Origin of the sequence: Varibaculum timonense (assembly GCF_027694345.1) — a bacterium.
Classification (GTDB): domain Bacteria; phylum Actinomycetota; class Actinomycetes; order Actinomycetales; family Actinomycetaceae; genus Varibaculum; species Varibaculum timonense_A.
Genome location: NZ_JAQEVU010000005.1, coordinates 97,830 through 116,041 on the forward strand (window position 1 = coordinate 97,830; position 18,212 = coordinate 116,041).

Here is an 18,212-nt window from a genome sequence, read left to right on the forward strand (position 1 = left end):
CCTCGTAAGCGCATCACCCCGCCATCAGTAGACAATATTTTTAGGAGAAAAATGGCATATCCACTTCGTTCAAGAACTTCCACTGCCGGCCGCAATATGGCAGGCGCCCGCTCGCTGTGGCGAGCCACCGGCATGAGTGACAGTGATTTTGGGAAACCGATTATCGCCATTGCCAACTCCTTCACCCAATTTGTGCCGGGTCACGTACACCTAAACCAGGTATCCCCACTGGTAGCGCAGGCAATTAAAGATGCCGGCGGGGTGGCGAAAGAGTTCAACACCATCGCCATTGATGACGGGATAGCCATGGGACACCAGGGGATGCTCTACTCTTTGCCCAGTCGGGAAATCATCGCGGACAGCGTGGAATATATGGTGAATGCCCATTGTGCAGACGCTCTGGTTTGTATCTCCAACTGCGACAAAATCACTCCAGGAATGCTGATTGCCGCCATGCGGCTGAACATTCCCACCGTGTTTGTCTCGGGTGGCCCCATGGAGGCCGGGCGCGGAATCGACCCCAATATGATTGTGGGGCCGTCCCAAAACGGGCACGGCAACCTGATTACCGTAATGAACGCTACTGCTGACCAGGAGATTTCGGATCAACAGCTGATCGAGATTGAAAAAGCGGTCTGCCCCACCTGTGGTTCTTGTTCGGGAATGTTTACCGCTAACTCGATGAACTGCCTGACGGAGGCTTTGGGACTGGCGCTGCCCGGCAATGGGTCTACCCTGGCGACCCATGTTGCGCGCCGCGACCTATTTACCCAGGCTGGCAAGCTAATCGTCCAGCTATGTGAGCGTTACTATGGTCAGGAAGAGGATGCGGTTTTGCCTCGGCAAATTGCCTCTCGCGAGGCTTTCCTTAACGCTATGAGCCTAGATATGGCAATGGGAGGTTCTTCTAATACGGTGTTGCACCTGTTGGCGGTTGCCCGCGAAGCCGGGGTGCGCTTTGACCTGGAAGACATCTCGAGTCTGGGGCGCAGCGTCCCTTGTCTGTGTAAAGCTGCACCCAACCACAATGATTACCATATGGAGGACGTGCATCGCGCCGGGGGGATACCAGCACTGCTAGGAGAGCTTGACCGCGCCGGATTATTAAACCGCGAGGTTACCTCGATTCACGCGCCCTCGCTAGAAAAATGGCTAGCCGATTGGGATGTGCGTGGTGGCTGCGCTACCGAGCAGGCGGAAGATTTGTTTAAGGCGGCGCCTGGGGGAGTGCGCACCACCGAGCCGTTCTCTACTGCTAACCAGTGGAAAGACCTGGATGCCGATGCAGTCAATGGTTGTATCCGCGATACCGCCCACGCCTATTCCGCCAATGGGGGACTGACGGTTTTGCGGGGAAATCTGGCAGAAAAAGGCGCCATCATTAAAGCCGCCGGAATCGATAGCGACCTATACCATTTCCGCGGTAAAGCGATTGTGATGGAATCTCAAGAAGAAGCCATCGAAAAAATCCTAGACCACAGCGTTAAGCCTGGTCATGTAGTAGTGATTCGCTACGAAGGGCCGGCGGGTGGACCGGGGATGCAGGAAATGCTCTATCCGACCTCGTTCTTAAAAGGGAGGGGTCTAGGGAAAAAGTGCGCCCTAATCACCGATGGGCGTTTTTCGGGGGGTACTTCCGGGATCTCGGTGGGGCATATTTCTCCCGAGGCCGCTGATGGGGGTTTAATTGCCCTTATCGAGGACGGAGATGAAATCACTATCGATGTCAATACCGAATCCTTGACTCTAGAGGTGCCGGAAGCAGAACTGGCGCGCCGCCGCAAAAAAATGGAGCAGCGTCCTCACCCCTATACTCCGCGCAGTCGCAAACGCACAGTTTCGGACGCCCTGAAACTCTATGCCGCCTGCGCCCTCAGTGCCGACCAAGGTGGGGCGCGCGATGTAAGTCGGGTGACCGGATAACGGACTCAAGTGCCAGTCAATCTAGGACGCAAATCCGGGCTGGCCGGCAAAAAGTACTCGGGGGACCCCGGTGAGCCTTGCTGAAGTGGCAAAAGAGAAGTATCACGATTATTTCAGAAACCTCTTGCGGGTTTTGGATGTAAAAAGAAGTAAACGCAGCTACATATCCTGTTTCGTATCCGATGCTGACAGTAATGGATACAAGGCTGTCCCTCGAGCATCTTTTTGCCAGCAAGCGTCACTGTGCTATCCGGCTTGAGTTTTCAATCCAGCTCTGCTGAAGCATAGCTACTTCATGAATACTGCTGTTTTAAGGACGACCAAATAATTTCCGTCATCTGTTCGGCGAAGTCGTTAGGTTCTACAAGCTGGTAGAGCCTAGCGCGATCCTTAAAATAGGCGACAGTCAGTGAATACTGCATCATCACCATGGTGCTATCTAGGGTGAAAGCTAGAACTTCCGCGGGTAAATCCGTGCGGATTTCCCCGCGTTCTTGACCTTGCCTAATTAATTCAATTAGTCCTTGTGAAGCATAGGTCTCGAGTTCGCGGGCAATATCTCTGATTAATTCTCGATTCCCGGTAGCGGTAATCTCGTGGTATAGCTGCTGGTATTCCGGGTAGTTTTGGCAGGCGTGGATAGTTAGCAGCATTAGTTCTTTAATCTTGTCGCGTCCGCTGATTTCTTTCTCTAGAATCTTGCCGATGTCGGTTTCTATAATCCCTGCACCTAGGTGAATTACGTATCGAAATAAATCTTCTTTAGTTTTGAAATACTGAAATAGGGAACCGACCGAGATGTCTGCGGCGTTAGCGATTCGGTTGGTGTTCGCCGCTTCGTAGCCTTTTTCTGCGAATTCGCTGACAGCTGCGGCAATAATCCGTTGCGACTTAGCTGAATCTAGCTGTCGGAAGCGCTTCGTTGCCCATTCCATTGCGAATTCCTCTTTTCAGGGAGTAAAACTTCACCTATCTGGCGTGATAGTAGCACGTCCTATCGCAGAAAAAGGGGTACTTCGTCCTCTATCTGGGGGGTATCGTCCGAGTCATTAGGACGTTACCTGATTTCTTTGGGCTCCAGGTATCGTGTCATAGGTTTCGGTGTTGAGGGATTCATGGTTACTGCCCTGGTGCGCAGGTGTTTGAAATAGGTATTTAGGAGGAAATGTCCTCTGGATGCTGGGTTTACCTAATCGTTTCGGGCGTTGGTTGTTGCTGCGGGTTTTCCCGGTTCAAGAAGCTGTTCCGTTTGTTGAGCACAATCCCACAGCCCCCGGGTTTGCAAATTGAGGTATTTCGCGCTTAGGCTTTTGAGAGTACCTAGGGGCTATGGCGCAGTTGGTAGCGCGTCTCGTTCGCAATGAGAAGGTCAGGGGTTCGAATCCCCTTAGCTCCACGGGTAGCCCCGACCAACCCCGCGTTGGTCGGGGCTTTTTCTTATTTTAACCTCCCTAACCTGCACTGATAGCCCGCTGACAGAGTGGAAACCGAAAGGCGCGGACGGACAAGGAAAGACAAAAAAGGACTAAAACGGGTAGAATCTAGTGGTACTTAAGTGGGACTCGAGTGGGACTCGTTTTGGTGGTGATGATCTTGGCAAAGCGGCGTGGCTTTGGGTCGGTGAAGACTCGGGAGCTGAAATCGGGTGCGCGTTCGTATCTAGCGTCATTTATTAATCCGGATACGGGGAAAAGAGTTTCGCGTTCTTTCCGCTCCAAGATGGAGGCGAACGCTTGGCTGGGGGAGCGGCGCCGCGATATCCGCTCTGGGGAGTTCCCCTCCCCAGAGGAACGTCAAGAGGTGGTTACTTTCGCTTACGCCACCCAAGAGCATTTACAGCGTCTAAAGACCGCTGGACGTAAAGGCTCTACCCTCTACACCTATTCCTCGAAGCTGCGCTACCCCCTGGAAAAACTAGGAGACAAGAATCTAGGGGAGCTTTCCTGCAGCGATATCGAAACCTATTGCCAGCAAGCATCTAAAGATCTAAAACCGGGCGCGGCAGCTAACGCCTTGAACGTAACCCGCGCGGTACTGCGATGGGCAGCAAAACGCGGATACATGGACGCCTCCCAGTTGAACCGGGTTACCTGGCCAGTATTCGACCCCGTAAAAGACCCAGAGCGCCGCCAAGTAGCAACCCCCGAGGAAGTTAAAGGCTTGGCCGCGGCTATGCCTGACCATCTACGCCTAGCAGTCCTACTAGGCGCTTGGTGCTCTATGCGCATGGGGGAAGTCTGCGGCTTACAACGAGCCGATTTCACTAACCTAAATAACCCGCCTCTGGCAACGGTGCGCATCGTTAGGCAGACTAACTCGAAAATGGGCGGGGCTTACACAGACCTGAAAACCAAGGCTGGACGCCGTGAGATATCCATTCCGCCTGCCCTCGTGCCAGTAGTCAAACAACACCTGTCTACCTGGGTGGCAAAAGACCCTACGTCTCCCGTGTTCCCCAGAACCACCGACCCGGCTACGCCGGTACATCACAACACGATTCGCGGCGCATTTGAGCGCGCTCGCGAACAGCTAGGCATGGGTTGGTTTGTGTTCCACGACCTGCGCCATACCGGGCTTACGATTTTTGCCCAGCAGGGCGCAACGCTCGCGGAATTGCTAGAGCGCGGCGGGCATGTGGATGTGGAGGTTGCTCTGCATTATCAGCACGCGACCATGGAGCGTGACCGGGCGCTAACTGCCCGCATGGATTCGCGTATCGAGATTTAGAATCGTTTGGGTTTCGCCTTCGCTGATTGGTGGGTATGCTAGGAATTAGCAGACAAGGCGCCGCGGGGCGCGACATTTCGAGGCAAGGAGAGGAAGTGGCAGACAATGACGGAGAAAACCTGCGTTCGGCAAGATTCCCGGGTGAAAAGAGAAGCGACACGTCTGGGGATTCTCTCGGTGTTCGACCTGAGCGGCAAACACACTTACGCGGGGCTTCAAAATCTTCTCCCAGCTCCCCAGGTGGCATCTCCCCTGTCGATGTGGAACCGGGCGGCGAACATGAGTCAGAACGCCAGCAGATCATTCAGCAAACGGTAAATGCTGTTCTGCAAGAGATTCATCTGCATGTACCGGTTCGGGAGACCGATTTAGAAACTTTGTCCAAACTGCGTGACCAGCTACCAGAGATTTATGAGCAGCATGTAGAAAACATGCGGGCATCCCGTGAGCTAGAGGAGTTTCAAACTCATGCTCGCTATGAGATTCCTGCGAAATATGCGCACCGAGGGCAAACTATGGGGTTAGCGGCAACGGTTGCCACTCTAGCTGTGGTGGCTTTTGCTGTGTGGGCGCAAGCCTATTGGATTGCCGGGGTGCTGGGCGTGGTCGATTTAGTAGCTATCGCTGCGGTTTTCGGTTCAAATCAAAAACCACAAGAGCGCTAAGACTCTATCCAGGGCTTTAGGTCGGTTCGGCTTCCACGTCCTGGTCTGGCTGCGTTCCATTTGTCGATTGTTTCGGTGCTCCAGCCTTGCACGGGGCGAGTGTCGGGGCCAACTATCACATCTGGGGTGGGTAGTTTGTAGCGGGATAGGGAGGCGGGTTTTACTCCGATACGGGCGGCGAACTGCATTCTGGACAGGTAGTGTTTGGTCACTTGGTTCCACGTCCTCTCCATGCAGTACCGATAATGCTTGCCCCTAGTGCTGTTCCCCATAGAGCCCAGCAGGTGCACGCCATCCAAAAGGGCATATCGCTAGAGAAAGCGAGCAGGGCTAGGAAGATAGCGGCTAGGGGGATTAGTGAGCTTATTGCTTTTTTCATATCTAGTCACCTTCTTGTTTGTAAGGTAGTTTAGAGGTGTTGCGGGGGTTCAAGATACTTCGATTATTTTGAACCCCCGCTGCCTTTAAGGTTTTCATGTTTACCGTTTCCCTTTTTTGGCCAATTTTTGAGAAGGTCGATAATCACTATGACTGCTGTCATGGCGAATATTCCCCATTCTCTTATTTCGTCCATTGGCATCACCTCTATTTATTTTTCAAATATTGTTGGCTTTCATTGCCAACAACACCATAATAACATAAGTAGTTAGGTTAAGTCAAGTAATTCAATGGGGAAAATAGGAAAAATAAGGTGTTGCTAGTAGATGGATATCATGTTGTAGTTAAAGGGTGTTCAGGGAGAACACGTTGATTGATAACTAAAAAAAAGGGGTGATGCCTATGGGACTAGCTGATTGGGTAATGTCAGCCTTAATGCTTGCAAGCCTAACCCTGCAAGGGGTGCAGCTATGGCAGCAGCGCAAACCACGAAAACGCGGTAAGCACCGCAAGGACTGACAAAATAAAGGTGAGGGGTTCAAAGTAATCGAACTATCTTGAACCCCTCACCACCTAGCATCTCATGACTTACCCCTGGAAAGGAATATTATGGTGACCCGAAATATGACCGTATCGGCGCTTTCTTTGCTGATAATCGCTCTAGCAACACGGGTAACCGGGCTGCGCTGGTACACCTGGCTATTCATAGCAGCATGGCTAGCCCTTGCAGTCGCAGGGTATAGGCAGGACAAAGCCCGTGACTAAGCAACCAAAACGGTACCTATCCGCGCTATATGTGGCAGAAAGAATCGGGATAAAACGCAGAACCCTGTACTCATACCGCGCAAAGAATATGCTCCCACCCCCGGATGTAATCGTTGGAACCACCACTAACGCTACTCACGGCTGGCTACCCAAAACCATAGACGACTGGAACACTTCCCGCCCCTCCCGCTCGCGGAACTGTTAGAGCGCGGCGGGCATGTGGATGTGGAGGTTGCTCTGCGTTATCAGCACGCGACTATGGAGCGTGACCGGGCGTTAACGGCTCTCATGGATTCTGAGATTAAAGTAGCTGCCTTAGATTGCAACAGAGATAATGGGTAAAACAAGAATTATGTTTTCCTTCCTCCTGTTCTGATGAACATGTATATTTACAGAAAGAGATACGAGTAGATAAGGGGGCGAAAAATGGACTTGCAAAATGTAACTGATGAAGAGTTAGCAGTTCTAGCTTTACTTAGTCTAGATTCCTCTCCTGCTCATCTGAGAAAAATGATGCATGCGAATGGGGCTACTCCGTTGTCTTGCCTAAAAGAGAAAACTCCTGATTACTTCTCAAAGCTAGAAGAGGCTGCCAAGAGGGTTAGGGGCTGGCAATCTGATGGGATAACTCAGGTACATACTTTTAAATCCCCTACTTATCCTGCTCAGCTTTTTGAAGTCTACAACTATCCTCCGGTGGTTTTCACTCGCGGATCTTTGCCGCCTGGAGGTTTTGACCAGGCAATCGCAATCGTTGGTTCTAGAGATGCTGCAAGATGGGCGCTTAAAAGTGCTGCCTTTATATCTCGCGATGGAGTTAAAGCGGGCTTTACGATTGCTTCTGGATTAGCTAGCGGTGTAGATGCTGCTGCGCACTGGGCTGCGCTAGATGCAGGAGGTCGCACGGTTGCAGTGCTAGGTACTGGCGTTGACATTTGCTATCCGAGGAAGAATGCGGGGCTACAAAAACGCATTGAAACTGATGGTATGCTGTTATCGCAGTTCGTTCCAGGAGCTACTCCTACCAGATTTAGTTTTCCCATGCGTAATGAAGTGATGTCTGCTTATTCGGTCGGTACCATTGTTGTACAGGCCTCGGAAAACTCCGGTACTCGACATCAGGTAAGAACCGCGCTTAAACAGGGTCACGCTGTGGTCTTATCTGCCCAAGTTGCGCGTAATACCTCATGGGGTAGGCACTTGGCTCGGGAAGCTCCAAACAATGGGGTGAGGGTAGCAAATGCAGTCGAAGAAGTAATTCCACTGCTTAAAGACGCTATAGGAGCTAACTTGATTAACAGGCAGCTTTTCGAGCACCAGCTTTTGGCCTCCTAGGTGAATCATGTTTCAGAACACCCCTGGTTATAACGCCTCTAGTTATATGTTGATTAGGAAATTAGTATGCAACCCTCGTCAGGAAATGCTCGCTCAGATAACTCCAGGCGCTATACCTGAATTAAGTGAGTATAGGTTTTGTAGTTTTTGTACCACGCCGATAGAAAATGGATATAGGTATTGCTGGCAGTGCAGAAAATACAAGGATTTACTGGGGAACAAGTCATTTAATACGTTAGCGTGGGCTGTAAAAGGCTCACAGTACTATCAAGACCTATTAACCTATAAAAATCAGCCCAAAGCATCGTACTATACGCAAGCATACAAGAGGCTTCTAACGCTAGCGGCTTTTGCCCAGTCACATCTAGCGTGCCTTTACCGTAAATGGGGATACGTGGACAGTGTCGCAGTAGTCCCATCCTCAAGACGAAGAGACAATACCTACTTGCACATCCTAGCTGATAGAGTTTTCGATGCTCTCCCACATCTCAAAGTTAAATACGAGGGAAAGGCTACCTCTCTTGAAACAAAAATGCGCGGAGAGATACACCCTGAATTAATAAAAATACAGGAAAATGTTAAAGGGAAACACATCGTAGTTGTTGACGATCCTTGGGTTACTGGCTCTAGCGCCATGTCAACAGCGCAAGCTCTAACCCTGCAGGGCGCCGAACATGTAACCATAATAGTTTTCGGAAGGACACTGGAACCAAGCTGGAAAACAAACCAACCTTTCAAACAGTTCTTCTGCCCAGAAAATAGGGACTTATTTCACCAGGACATATGCCCGTTCACCATGGGCTCCTGCCCTCCCTGAAACTTTTAATCGATTCTGACGCTTAGATACCCGAACCATCCTACCCCGCCCCGCTCGCGGACGAAGCAGCCCCGGCTACCCGCGCCTGAGCCTCTGTAATCACTTGCGAGGGGCAAAGCGAGAGCGCGCCCGCTATCCGCGCAAGCTCATCAGCGTTAATCGCTGGTCCCTCATCGCGAAAGATAATTCCTACTCGATTCAAAGACATCCCCGCAGCTTCAGCGATACCCCGATAAGAAAACCCCGCAACCTTAACCTTTTCCCGCAGCACTGCAGCAACGCTACGCCCTAAAACCTCAACCGGCTTCTTCCGGGCAGACACGCGGTGGTCACTTTCCTTATCGCCAAACATAAATCTCTCAACCCAGTTCCCTCACGCAAAGGGCTCTAATTCTTCCAAATCCTCACTGGCAACCCTGCTCTTACCACGACCAAAATCCAGGCGCGCAACATTCCCAACACCCAAAGCAGTCGCTCCCTGCCCGGCTCCCAAACCCTCCGACCCCGGAGCGCTCGCGGATGAGGCTGAGGCGGGTATATGGCAGGCGGTGCTGGATCATAAGGCGTGCTGTGCGGCTTGTGACACGTTGCTGCAAGCTCAGGCTCATTTGACTGAGCTCATGCTTAGCGAGGAAGAGTAGCGCTATATTCGGCATTTGCGCTACCTCGCGCGGGTCGATGCCGTTTCAAGAGCCGTCGAGGTAGCGTGATGAGTGTGTTATGCGATTCTCGACCGGTAATAGGATTGAGCTCCCTGTCTGCTCATTCCAAGCAGTCCGCCGATTGCTTGCCAGGTCATTCCGGCTTGTCGGGCTTTAGCTACTGCTTGGGTGAGTTCTGTTTCGGCTTGTTCTTTACGGTCTCTGGCGACCTGGATATCACGGAAGGCATCAGCGTCCCAGATTCCCTTGGCAGATTTCATGGTTTCTTCTGGGTCGGTTTGAGTGAACTTGGCGGCGTATTCTTCGTCAGTGAGTTTAGTGTCGGTAATCATGGGTGCTCCTTACTGAAAGAATTTGGTTCTAGCGGTCATGGCGTGAAAACAGTCTCCGTCTCGGTTGGTAAGAACCTCGATTATGTGTCCATCGGGGGCAGGACCCAAAAACAGGGTTACTCCCTCGTCAAGGTCGAGGATGCGCCAGGCGTTGCGTATAGCGTGGGTGATTTCGGCTTGCGTGTATCCATGTTTGAAAGCGCTTGCCTTAAACCTCATAATGCAAGTTTACTTGACACACTCGCACGTGTCAAGAAATCTTGCTCGCTTGTGGTGGTTTTGATTTTCCCGCGCGCCAAATTTGCGGGTTAATAGGGCTAATGCCCATTCAGGTATTAACCCTAATAAACCGGGTGCGTCCTTCTGATGAGGTTGGGCGTAGCGAAATGGATGATGTTATCCCCTTTGCTGACGCGGCTTCTCGCTCTTTCACTAACCTGCAGGTTGCGCAAGAACTATTGTCGATGCCGCAACGCTACATTTTGGGTGGTAACTCGCAGAAGGTTACCCGCCCTGATGGTAGCCAGGTTTCAGAACTTGAACAGTATTTAGGTCGCTATATTCACGGGCCCGCAGACGGAAAAGTGGGGCAGCTCCCGGGCGCGGATTTAAACCCGATTATTTCGGCTATCAAGATGTATGCGCAAAATGTGTCAGCGGTGGCTGGAATCCCGCCCTCAATGTTGGGGATTACCACAGATAATCCCTCTTCTGCTGAGGCTATGCGCGCCGCTAAGGAACGTCTGGTGGCTAAAGCTGAGCGTAAACAGGCGCTGTTTGGTGACGTGTGGGAGCAGTGGGCACGCATTGTTTTAGGGCTTGGCGGGAGTCCAGTTAGCGGACTTGAGACCTTGGAAACCATTTGGCGTGATTCAGCTACTCCCTCCCAGGCAGCGAAGAATCAAACGGTGCTGCAAGCCTACGCCCAGGGATTGGTGTCAGCACCTACCGCGCGGGAACTATTACCACTCTCTCCCGAGCAGCGAGCCAGAGAACAAGTAGGACAGCTAGAGCCAGACGATTTATATCTATAAGGCGGTGCCGTGAATCCTTATGAAGCACTGCTGAACGCGATTTTAGCCTTAGCGAAAAAAGCTATTAGCTGGGAAACCAGTAAAGCCATACAGCAAGCAGATGGTGACGTTGAGATTACCCAACGGATTTTAGCTGACCGGCTTCCGCCTATCGTGCGGGCTTTCCGCCGTCTTGCCTACCAGGTAGCCATCTCCTATGTGCGCTCCGAGGGCATACAGCACGGGGTGAATCTCGACTACACTCCCGGTCTTGCCCTATATCCTGAGAAAGCAGTTCTCGACCCTATTAGACGAGCATTGCGGATAACCGAAAGCACCAATCCGGAAACTGGCGAACCCCGCAAACAAATCAGCGCCAACCGCTATGACATTAGCCGTATCTTAGGGAATATTCTTTCGCGGCATGTCCATAACGCAGCCCGCCAAACCGTGCGCAGATGCGCAACCGATAGCGAAGAGCAAGCAGAACTATCCCGGAAACTAGACCAAGAAACCGGTTCTACTACGACTGCCCGGCTCGCGGGTGGGGATTCCCCGCTTGATAGGGCTGCTGCTCGTATGCAGGAAAGTATTCTTGCTGAGCGCAGGGAAGCAGCTGACCAAACTGGTTTACCGGTTGATGATCCCCGGCTGCTTAAGGAGTTCGAGCGGCTTAAGGAACGGGTCGCTGATATTGATGATTTGGTGGATGATGAGCGGATAAAACAGGAACGACGCTTTGATTACGATAAGGAAACCAAAAAGCGCCTTCAATCTGGTAGACCGCGTGCTTGGGCGCGGGTGCTTAGTGGGGCTAGGTCTTGCTGGTTTTGCGTCATGTGTGCTTCGCGCGGTCCTGTTTACCGCTCAGCCGAGAACGCGGGAGATAACAAGGGTCCTTGGAATAGCTACCATGATCACTGTGATTGCAGGGTAGTTCCTGTGTTTGATCATCGTAACTGGGAGGGCGTTGAGCAGTACCGCCAGTTAGAGAAAATGTGGAGAGATGTCACCTGGAAGAAACGTGATGGAAAGCTGCGCCCCCAGGATGGCGAGATACAGCGCCAGTTGATACAAAAGTTCCTAAAGAGCGATAATGGAAAACAGCAGTTAAACGAGATTTTTAACTCTGGGCACGATAGAGAATACGTAGCTAGCTGGGAAGGTAAGCAGCGTTTACACGGTATTTTGCATGATAGGGGCTCAGAAGATTTTGGCGCGTTTGTAGGTTCTCGCTCTGAACTACAGATTCCTAGCCGTAGAAGATTGAATCATGTGCAACGGTTACATTCTTATTCTTCCCGTATCAATACTAAAGGTAGGGAAGGAATTAGGGATACCATCTTTCCTCCTAATTTCTTCGGTTCTGAGCCACCGACTATAGAGGCAATAGAAAGAACCGCGTGGCAGGTTCTAGCGCATGGGAAACCCTATAGTTCGGACGTTCATTCGAGTGCAAGAATACGATTACAAAAGAGCGGGATTGAGATAGAAACGCTATGGACTCGAATGGAAAATGGGGAATGGAAATACCGTTCTATGTATCCAGTTGATGGAAAAGGGTATTATGAATGGATAGATAACAGTTGGAAGCTGCAAGGAGGTGACTGGGATGGAGAATCGGCGTGAAGTCATGTCTGATGGTTCGGTTTATGTAGAACCAACTCCCGAAGAGGAAAAAGACATGGAAGACATTGCTGTCCGCTGGAAAGAGTTAGCCCCCGATTTTGCAAAGGATGTCGATAGCATCCGGATGGAAGTGCACGGAGAACCAACCACTGTCCTAGAAGCGCTCTTAGGTTATTGTTATTGGCATAATATCGAGGTTCCGCAAGAAATACGAGATAGATGCCAGCACTACATAGACCTGGAAATCTTAGAAGTCTAAAAATATAGCCCAAAAGCTAACTCGTATGCCTGGTGGTGAACGCAAGGGGCGGCGCTAGGATGACCGTTATGGATTACCATGATGAAGATTTTCTACCCAGTGAGGAAGAACTAGATGAAATCTGGGACTTCCTTATTCACCAGTCCGAGTTAGATACACCTTTCGGCAGGATTGTTAAAGCGAAACTGGAGAGTTTACCTCCGGAACCTACAACTGTCTTTTATACCAGCCTTGTAAGGGCAAGTAATAATAAAATTCCGGTTTCAAGAAGCATTATCGAGTATTACCGGGGCTTTATGGATAAAGACCAAATAGACCCTATGAATCTGAGCAAGCTGATTGTCGCTGACGAATAGGCGGGATGAAAGATGACTCGTAAGGATGAAGATTTTTTACCTCATGGAGGAGGGCGTACGAGATGGAGAATCGGCGTGAAGTCATGTCTGATGGTTCGGTTTATGTAGAACCAACTCCCGAAGAGGAAAAAGATATGGAAGACATTATCCAAAGCTGGCGAGATCTCGACCCTGTAGCTTATGAAGAAATCCAGAACATAAGAATAGATCTGCAAGGAGACCCCATAGGAGTCCTTGAAGGAGCGATTGCAACTATGGGAAGATTTGGGTCTATCCCGGAAGAAATCTCGCGACGATATCAAAAATATATCGACTTGGAAATCTTACAACCCTAAAAATATAGCCAACAGCTAACCCGCATGACCAAAGGTTATGCGGGTTTTCTTATACCCAAAAGTAAGGAGAAAACATGTTTAAGAACCGCTGTAAACCAAAACCCCGCAAACCCAATAAACCGGGTAAACCCAAGCGCCGCGCGCAGGGTGAAGATGAAAATGCAGATCCTGAAACCGAAGTACAGGACCTGCAACCGAGCGAGGAAGAAAAAGACACCGCGCCCTCGGAAAACAGCGAAGAACACCAAGCTGAACCGGGCGAGCAGGAAACCTCTAAAACTGACGAGGACAGTAAAGAGGAAACCCCCTCCGAAGACGCTAACCCGTCCTCAGAGGGTGAAGCTGATTCTGACGAAGAAACCCCTGCCGAAAGCGAGCAGGAAACTGAACCAGAACAGGACGTGACCGCTGAAATCGCCAAGTTACAAACCGAACTAGAAAACGCTCAGAAAGCGCTCGCGGATTAAGAAGCGAGGACGAATTCTGTGAAAGAGTCGGGCGTGCCCTCAAAGGAAAAATTACCCAACAATGCTGGAAAGTCCCAGAAATAGCTCGCCTAACAGGACACACCGAAGCAGCCATCTATAACTGGCTAAACGGCAAAAGCAGACTCCCCATGAGCGTACTCATCAAGATCTGCGAAATAATCGAAATCGAACCCCAACAAGTAATACACGAAGCCTACAACCTACTAATCAAAGAATGCGGAAACTGCCAAAAAATCCCAAAGTAACACCCAAAACCAGGACACACACCGCGATAATACCCGTCAATACATAAAAAAGCTAGCCAGGATGCAAAAGCGTCCTGGCTAGCTAAGGGCTAACGGCTAACGGCTGTTTACCAAACATTCCCCTCAGAATCTCCACCTATTGTAATGGAGCCGTCCTTATCCATATTGTTTTTATCAATCCATACTTCCCCGGGTTGGAGCTTGTATCCGTTGTTGGTCTTGCCGGTACTGGTCTTGCCGGGTTTGGGTTTTGGTTTAGAGCTGGTCGAGCTGGTCTTACCACTCTTACTGGTTTTCCCGGTTTTGCTGGTTTGTTGTTTAACCGGCTTGTGATTGGTGGCGCTCTTAACGCTTCCCTTACCAGTACTCGTGGTATTGCCTTTCACGCTTTGCGAGCTGGAACTATTAGAGGACTTACCACCATCAGCAGCCTTTCCAGCCTTGCTAGTATCACCAGCATTACTGGTATCGCTAGCATTACTGGTGTTGCTGGTATTGCCAGCGTCCCCAGTCTTGCTGGTATCCTTTGGGTCGCTATTAGCGGTCTGGCTACTAGATACGGCAGGTTTTACCGGCTCAGACTTCTTAACATCCTGACCATTACAGCCAGCAAGCCCTAACATTACCGGGATAGTGATAACACCGGTAAGAACCCGGTAACTCAACTTAGACAACATGATTATTTCTCCTCAACTATTAACTATGAAACAACAATCCGCTTCCTCATTGTTAGTTAATCGAATTTAAAGCTTCCTCAATTTGCTTTTGTAATTCACCGTAAGGTGGCTCTTTACCTTGGAAGTAGGTGGGATGAGTAACCTCTCTCACCTTCTGACTAAGGCTCTGCCATGCTTTAAGGATTTCTATATCTCGAGTTTCAGTAGATAAGAATGATTCTTCCAGAGCTTGATCTACACCTTCAGCATTGACAATTTGGTTGTAATTGTAAGTGTTACCACTGTGGTAACAGATAATTTCAGTGAGCTCTTCAATGTCTTTAACGGTTAGTGAATAAGCAACATTCGTTAATAAGGCAGCTGCTTTGGTCGCCTCTAGCCAGCTGTCTACAAAACGAAGATTATTGAATATTGCAGTCTTAAATTTTGCTTTGTTGTAAGCACGTCTTATTGCAGTTGAAAGGTATTCCCCACGGAGACTATTTAGGAGTTCAAGGTATTTTGTGTCAATTTGTTCATTTCCGGAGTCAATAGGATGGCCATCGAAAAAATCCATTTCTGCGAGTCGTCCAGATAACTCTGAATCTGACGTACCGTGCATGAGTGAGTAAATTTTCGCATGGATGCTATCTGAGAGATTCTCCCACATTTCTGGATAATCGCCAGCTAAGCTAATGAGACGGCAGAGATAGTCGCTGTTTACTTTTCCGTTGTCCTCCGCCCGGTCAGTGGCGTCCTTTAACACAGAGAAGAAAAGAGAATAATCAATTTCTTTAATCATCCTGCTCGCATCTCTAAAACGGAAAAAGATAGTGTCTTCCTGAACCTGAACGTCTGGTATCGATGAAATATCTGGGGGAGTTAGAGTACTCTTAATGAAAAGCTGTGTTAGTCTTGTTCGTCCAGTTTCTGTAAGGCGATTAAAATATTGCGTTTTAAGGTATTCCTTTACGCTTTTCTTTTGTGGCCAAGTCAAAGAGCAAATCTCATTTGAGAGTATTGCGGTCATTTTCTTTGATTTTTCTAGTGGGTGGCGAGTGAATAATTGAACATATGCAAAATCTAGGTGAGCGTAAACCTCAGGGCGTGAAGGGGTGAATTGCGTATTCAAGCTACCTTTGGGATGAGGATGAGCGCACCGATTTCGATCTTCATAGAGCCTTGTTAGGGCAATTTTCTCATCAGGATCGATAATTTCGAACTCCAGCGCTTTTTTAAGAATGTCATGTTCAATTTGCTACATCTTTTTCCAGCTGCCACTATCTCCCATCTTAGTTGCTGCTTCTTCGTAACTCTTTATGTAAGAACGGGCGTTATTGTTTGAATCAGCCATCAAGGTGATTCTTTCCAGGATGTCGAAGAATACTGCCACCCAAAGGGATAGCACCGCGGCTCTTTTTGCTCCAGCGTTCAAGGCATTAACTGACTCTTCAAAAAGTAATCGCGTATTAGGGATGATGATTTTATTGCTATTGAAGTCTAGTCGCAGCATTTACCTTGTCCTCTCTGTAACCTTACAGGTTGGTTATTTATGATTATTAGGTATGGTATCTGAGCTCCGAAGGAGGACGCGTATCCAGGCGAATAATCAGCGATTCGCGCATGTTCTGGAGGACTAAATCTCCAAGGTGAAGAAGTAAAATATACCCAAAGTATCTTGTCTCGTCCCCTAAACGTGCGTACTGTACCCAACAATGCTGGAAAGTCCCAGACATAGCCCGCCTAACAGGACACAGCGAAGGCGTTATCTATAACTGGCAAAATGGCAAAACCAAACCCCTATGAACCGTCTTATAGAATAGTGCGTCATTGGAGAGGGACTTCGGTTAGTTTAGCGCGTAAATATGTATGAGTGAGCAGATTAGTCACAAGGTGTCCATCGCGAGATGGTAAATCGGCTGTGTAAAAAGTTTAACGACGTCTCAAAGTTAGAAAAAGAATGATTATGGACAGGCTTCAGTACAAACTGTAACATCTGGCTTGAATCGTGCGGTATTAATATCCTAGGTATTAACTCGGAAAAGCTCTGGGGATTAGCTATGATTTTCCCGGGTTGGGAAAAATAAACTCTATCAGGCTTTTCTTTTGAGCATTACATAAATAGCCTTGAGCATTTTCCAAAACTCTTTAAACTCCGATGTCCAACAGGTGGCACCAAAAAACATTATTATACTGAGAGCAAAGGAAGCTATCCCTCTTAATAAAAGAGAAGTTAAAGTGGTGTTGCCAATGGGATACAAAAGGAACCAGACCAGCAATGCGCCACCTATAGTAGCTATTGAGTATGCGGTAATTTTCAAAAAGTAGCCACGAGATGACACTTTAAATCCATGTTTATAGAGCATATAAGCTTCAATAGCTCCGGAAACAAAGAAGCTGGTAAAGCAATTCGCAATTAGTATCCCAATAATCCCAAATAGTTGCGCAGCTATAATACTTAAACCGATTAATACGATAGTCTCGATAATCGCTTTCCAGCGAGTGAACCAATATAGTCCATAAGCGCTAGTAAAAGTTAATGCAGCGGTACGTATGGCTTTCAAATAAAAGAGGCAGACAATCGCTAGCTCGATTGATACTGGAAAAACATATTGTTCCCCGAAAAAGATATGCATAGCGTTGGTGAAAATAGCTAATAGAGGAATCGATACCAATGCTGCTAAACAGGCATTAACATAAAAAGTTAGATTGAAAACCCGCAGCTGCTTTTCTTGAGTCTCTTCAACCCCCAGATTACCTATAGACGCAACAGTGGCATCAAATACTCTGGAAATCAGGCGCTGTAAAGCGTTGGTGATTAGTAAATAATTTGCGTAAAGAGCAACGGTATGCAGACCAATAAAAACTGAAAGAATTACGTTGGTTGCCGGAGTTGAAGCTATACCAGCGATTTTATGAAGAACCAACGCAAAAGTATTTTTCTTTATTTTTGACAGTGTATCCGGGTCAATTTTCTGTACCGGCATTTTGCTCTTTAGGAATGGGTAACGACGATCGGTAACTATCGAAACTACGAAGTTTTGCAAGAAGGTACATACAACCATGCAAACTAAAAACCCAAAATAGGAACCTGTCGTTAAAAGTACGATGATTTGGCCGAGGGTCATGATTAGAGTGAATACATAGCGCCAAATATCCACGAGATATTGCTTTTGATCTGCTCCAATCAAAGTGCCCTTATAGGAGTAGAGATAAGAGACAGCGGTGTTGGCGACAAACAATAGGAAATAAAGGCGCAGGTGTTTGATATCGGGTATTTCTTTTATAAACCACTCTAGTTTTAGAGAGAAGAAAATCCCTAGAGTCGCTACTATGGCTGCAATCGTCCAGTAGGCGCGGCGATAAAGTTGCATCAATGCACGAATCTTTTCGCGATTATTTTTCGCTAAAGGTTCGTAGAGTGAGTAGATTATCGCTGATCCGATTCCCAACTCGGCCAGGGAGAGCATTACCAGCAACGAGGAAAACAAACCCTCAATTCCTAAATAGTCCTGACTCAGGGTGCGCACAAATACCATGCGTGTTGCAAAGTTGCAGGCAATTGAAAATACCTGCCCAAGAATTCCAACCGCTGCGTTTTGGGCGCTTCTTTTAAGCCGAGTCATG

General features: G+C 48.8%; 25 protein-coding genes and 1 tRNA gene. 15 read left to right on the forward strand and 11 right to left on the reverse strand.

Annotation, left to right across the window (positions count from 1 at the left end; genetic code table 11):
• The first annotated feature begins 51 nt into the window (after positions 1-51).
• Positions 52-1,923 (forward strand): dihydroxy-acid dehydratase, encoded by a 1,872-nt coding sequence (gene ilvD / locus PG728_RS05460; RefSeq protein ID WP_270626224.1) that lies wholly within the window; start codon positions 52-54, stop codon positions 1,921-1,923.
• A 293-nt stretch (positions 1,924-2,216) separates the two neighbouring features.
• Here ilvD and PG728_RS05465 read toward each other — a convergent pair whose 3' ends face one another.
• Complete coding sequence (locus PG728_RS05465) at positions 2,217-2,858, reverse strand: TetR/AcrR family transcriptional regulator (RefSeq protein WP_270626225.1); 642 nt, start codon at positions 2,856-2,858, stop codon at positions 2,217-2,219.
• Positions 2,859-3,246: 388 nt separating this feature from the next.
• Between PG728_RS05465 and PG728_RS05470 the strand changes: the two genes are divergently transcribed.
• The 3 genes from PG728_RS05470 to PG728_RS05480 all read left to right on the forward strand — a co-directional run bounded on the left by PG728_RS05470 (position 3,247) and on the right by PG728_RS05480 (position 5,315).
• Positions 3,247-3,319, forward strand: a tRNA-Ala gene (locus PG728_RS05470).
• Positions 3,320-3,489: 170 nt separating this feature from the next.
• Complete coding sequence (locus tag PG728_RS05475; protein WP_270626226.1) at positions 3,490-4,650, forward strand: tyrosine-type recombinase/integrase; 1,161 nt, start codon at positions 3,490-3,492, stop codon at positions 4,648-4,650.
• Positions 4,651-4,745: 95 nt separating this feature from the next.
• Positions 4,746-5,315, forward strand: coding sequence for a hypothetical protein (locus PG728_RS05480; RefSeq protein ID WP_270626227.1), 570 nt, complete (start codon positions 4,746-4,748; stop codon positions 5,313-5,315).
• Here PG728_RS05480 and PG728_RS05485 read toward each other — a convergent pair.
• The 3 genes from PG728_RS05485 to PG728_RS05495 all read right to left on the reverse strand — a co-directional run bounded on the left by PG728_RS05485 (position 5,312) and on the right by PG728_RS05495 (position 5,889).
• Positions 5,312-5,527, reverse strand: coding sequence for a transcriptional regulator (locus PG728_RS05485; protein WP_270626228.1), 216 nt, complete (start codon positions 5,525-5,527; stop codon positions 5,312-5,314). The genes PG728_RS05480 and PG728_RS05485 overlap by 4 nt on opposite strands.
• Entirely contained in the window at positions 5,524-5,694 is a 171-nt protein-coding gene (locus tag PG728_RS05490) for a hypothetical protein (protein WP_270626229.1), read from the reverse strand. Before PG728_RS05490 ends, PG728_RS05485 begins: the two co-directional genes overlap by 4 nt.
• Positions 5,695-5,757: 63 nt before the next feature.
• Complete coding sequence (locus tag PG728_RS05495; RefSeq protein WP_270626230.1) at positions 5,758-5,889, reverse strand: hypothetical protein; 132 nt, start codon at positions 5,887-5,889, stop codon at positions 5,758-5,760.
• 413 nt (positions 5,890-6,302) lie between these two features.
• Between PG728_RS05495 and PG728_RS05500 the strand changes: the two genes are divergently transcribed.
• The 4 genes from PG728_RS05500 (at position 6,303) to PG728_RS05515 (ending at position 8,610) form a co-directional block, all read left to right on the forward strand.
• Positions 6,303-6,458, forward strand: coding sequence for a hypothetical protein (locus tag PG728_RS05500; protein WP_270626231.1), 156 nt, complete (start codon positions 6,303-6,305; stop codon positions 6,456-6,458).
• Entirely contained in the window at positions 6,451-6,663 is a 213-nt protein-coding gene (locus PG728_RS05505) for a helix-turn-helix transcriptional regulator (RefSeq protein ID WP_270626232.1), read from the forward strand. Before PG728_RS05500 ends, PG728_RS05505 begins: the two co-directional genes overlap by 8 nt.
• Positions 6,664-6,884: 221 nt before the next feature.
• Positions 6,885-7,793, forward strand: coding sequence for a DNA-processing protein DprA (locus tag PG728_RS05510; RefSeq protein WP_270626233.1), 909 nt, complete (start codon positions 6,885-6,887; stop codon positions 7,791-7,793).
• Between the two features lie 7 nt (positions 7,794-7,800).
• Positions 7,801-8,610: a hypothetical protein gene (locus PG728_RS05515; RefSeq protein WP_270626234.1), complete on the forward strand. Its 810-nt coding sequence runs from the start codon at positions 7,801-7,803 to the stop codon at positions 8,608-8,610.
• Between the two features lie 40 nt (positions 8,611-8,650).
• On the opposite strand, the gene PG728_RS05520 is transcribed toward PG728_RS05515, so the two are convergent.
• The 3 genes from PG728_RS05520 to PG728_RS05530 form a co-directional block, all read right to left on the reverse strand.
• On the reverse strand, positions 8,651-8,932 hold the full coding sequence (locus PG728_RS05520; RefSeq protein WP_270626235.1) for a hypothetical protein: 282 nt from the start codon (positions 8,930-8,932) through the stop codon (positions 8,651-8,653).
• A gap of 396 nt (positions 8,933-9,328) precedes the next feature.
• On the reverse strand, positions 9,329-9,604 hold the full coding sequence (locus PG728_RS05525; protein WP_270626236.1) for a hypothetical protein: 276 nt from the start codon (positions 9,602-9,604) through the stop codon (positions 9,329-9,331).
• 9 nt (positions 9,605-9,613) lie between these two features.
• Complete coding sequence (locus PG728_RS05530) at positions 9,614-9,823, reverse strand: hypothetical protein (protein WP_270625451.1); 210 nt, start codon at positions 9,821-9,823, stop codon at positions 9,614-9,616.
• A gap of 101 nt (positions 9,824-9,924) precedes the next feature.
• Here PG728_RS05530 and PG728_RS05535 point away from each other — a divergent pair, with 101 nt between their 5' ends.
• The 7 genes from PG728_RS05535 (at position 9,925) to PG728_RS09360 (ending at position 13,929) form a co-directional block, all read left to right on the forward strand.
• Complete coding sequence (locus PG728_RS05535; RefSeq protein WP_270626237.1) at positions 9,925-10,638, forward strand: phage portal protein; 714 nt, start codon at positions 9,925-9,927, stop codon at positions 10,636-10,638.
• 9 nt (positions 10,639-10,647) lie between these two features.
• Entirely contained in the window at positions 10,648-12,246 is a 1,599-nt protein-coding gene (locus tag PG728_RS05540; protein WP_270626238.1) for a VG15 protein, read from the forward strand.
• Entirely contained in the window at positions 12,230-12,505 is a 276-nt protein-coding gene (locus PG728_RS05545; RefSeq protein WP_270626239.1) for a hypothetical protein, read from the forward strand. The genes PG728_RS05540 and PG728_RS05545 overlap by 17 nt, the downstream gene beginning before the upstream one ends.
• Before the next feature lie 68 nt (positions 12,506-12,573).
• Positions 12,574-12,861: a hypothetical protein gene (locus PG728_RS05550; protein WP_270626240.1), complete on the forward strand. Its 288-nt coding sequence runs from the start codon at positions 12,574-12,576 to the stop codon at positions 12,859-12,861.
• Positions 12,862-12,923: 62 nt separating this feature from the next.
• Entirely contained in the window at positions 12,924-13,196 is a 273-nt protein-coding gene (locus PG728_RS05555) for a hypothetical protein (protein WP_270626241.1), read from the forward strand.
• 74 nt (positions 13,197-13,270) lie between these two features.
• Complete coding sequence (locus tag PG728_RS05560; protein WP_270626242.1) at positions 13,271-13,663, forward strand: hypothetical protein; 393 nt, start codon at positions 13,271-13,273, stop codon at positions 13,661-13,663.
• Positions 13,664-13,743: 80 nt separating this feature from the next.
• A complete protein-coding gene (locus PG728_RS09360; RefSeq protein WP_408648208.1) occupies positions 13,744-13,929 on the forward strand; it encodes a helix-turn-helix domain-containing protein in 186 nt (61 codons plus the stop codon).
• 107 nt (positions 13,930-14,036) lie between these two features.
• Here the strand turns inward: PG728_RS09360 and PG728_RS05565 are convergent, their stop codons facing one another.
• The 4 genes from PG728_RS05565 to PG728_RS05580 all read right to left on the reverse strand — a co-directional run bounded on the left by PG728_RS05565 (position 14,037) and on the right by PG728_RS05580 (position 18,211).
• A complete protein-coding gene (locus PG728_RS05565; protein ID WP_270626243.1) occupies positions 14,037-14,606 on the reverse strand; it encodes a hypothetical protein in 570 nt (189 codons plus the stop codon).
• Positions 14,607-14,658: 52 nt separating this feature from the next.
• A complete protein-coding gene (locus PG728_RS05570; RefSeq protein WP_270626244.1) occupies positions 14,659-15,717 on the reverse strand; it encodes a hypothetical protein in 1,059 nt (352 codons plus the stop codon).
• A gap of 126 nt (positions 15,718-15,843) precedes the next feature.
• Positions 15,844-16,098: a hypothetical protein gene (locus tag PG728_RS05575; RefSeq protein ID WP_270626245.1), complete on the reverse strand. Its 255-nt coding sequence runs from the start codon at positions 16,096-16,098 to the stop codon at positions 15,844-15,846.
• A 580-nt stretch (positions 16,099-16,678) separates the two neighbouring features.
• Positions 16,679-18,211: an MATE family efflux transporter gene (locus tag PG728_RS05580; RefSeq protein WP_270626246.1), complete on the reverse strand. Its 1,533-nt coding sequence runs from the start codon at positions 18,209-18,211 to the stop codon at positions 16,679-16,681.
• Position 18,212 lies beyond the last annotated feature (1 nt).